Source organism: Streptomyces shenzhenensis (assembly GCF_021462265.1).
Taxonomy (GTDB): Bacteria; Actinomycetota; Actinomycetes; order Streptomycetales; family Streptomycetaceae; genus Streptomyces; species Streptomyces shenzhenensis.
Map to the genome: position 1 here is coordinate 1 of NZ_JAJONF010000173.1, position 877 is coordinate 877.

The window sequence follows — 877 nt, forward strand, 5'->3', positions numbered from 1 at the left end:
GACGACGGTCGTGTAGAGGAACACCGCCGAGATGACCCCGAACCCGATCGCCCCCTTGCGCTGCCCGGCTTTGCGGGCGGCGATGGTCACCGCGACCGCGGCGGAGCTGATCAGGACCAGCACGCCGGTGGCGTAGGCGCCGCCCTGCGCGTCGACGTCGGCGTCGAAGATCCAGGTGACCAGGAAGGCGATCAGGGTGAAGACGATGACCATCGGGCGCACGGCACGGGCCCAGTGCGGTGCCATGCCGTACCGGGGCAGGTAGCGCGGCATCAGGTTGAGCAGGCCGGCCATCGCGGAGGCGCCGGCGAACCACAGGATGCAGATGGTCGAGATGTCGTAGACCGTGCCGAAGGCGCTGCCGAGGTACTGGTGGGCCAGGTAGGCGAGCGCGCGGCCGTTGGCGCTGCCGCCGGACTTGAACTCGTTCTCCGGGATCAGCAGGGTGGTGATGAAGCTGGTCGCGATCAGGAAGCAGCTCATGATCAGGGCCGCCGTGGTGAGCAGCTTCCTGGTGTCCCGGATCCGGCCGGTGGGCTGCTGCTCGGTGTCGTGCGGGTCGCCCTTGACATGCGGCATGACGGCGACACCGGTCTCGAAGCCGGACAGACCCAGGGCGAGCTTCGGGAAGACGATCAGGGCGACGCCGACCATGACGAAGACGTTGCCGTGTTGCGTGGTGAGGGCGCTGCTCCAGTCGGTGATGACGTGTTCGGCGGTGATGACGTGGTAGAAACCGACGATCACGACGACGACGTTGAGCGCGAGGTAGACGCCGACCAGGGCGACCGCGACGCCGATCGCCTCCAGGAAGCCCTTGAGGAAGACCGCGCCGAGCAGAGCCACCAGGACCAGCGTGATGATCATCTGCTTGCCC

At 67.5% G+C, this 877-nt stretch carries 1 protein-coding gene; it reads right to left on the reverse strand.

Annotation, left to right across the window (positions count from 1 at the left end; translation table 11 throughout):
* Positions 1 to 877, reverse strand: an 877-nt coding sequence (locus LQ326_RS47305; RefSeq protein WP_491074100.1) for an APC family permease, incomplete at both ends; no start/stop codon positions are given.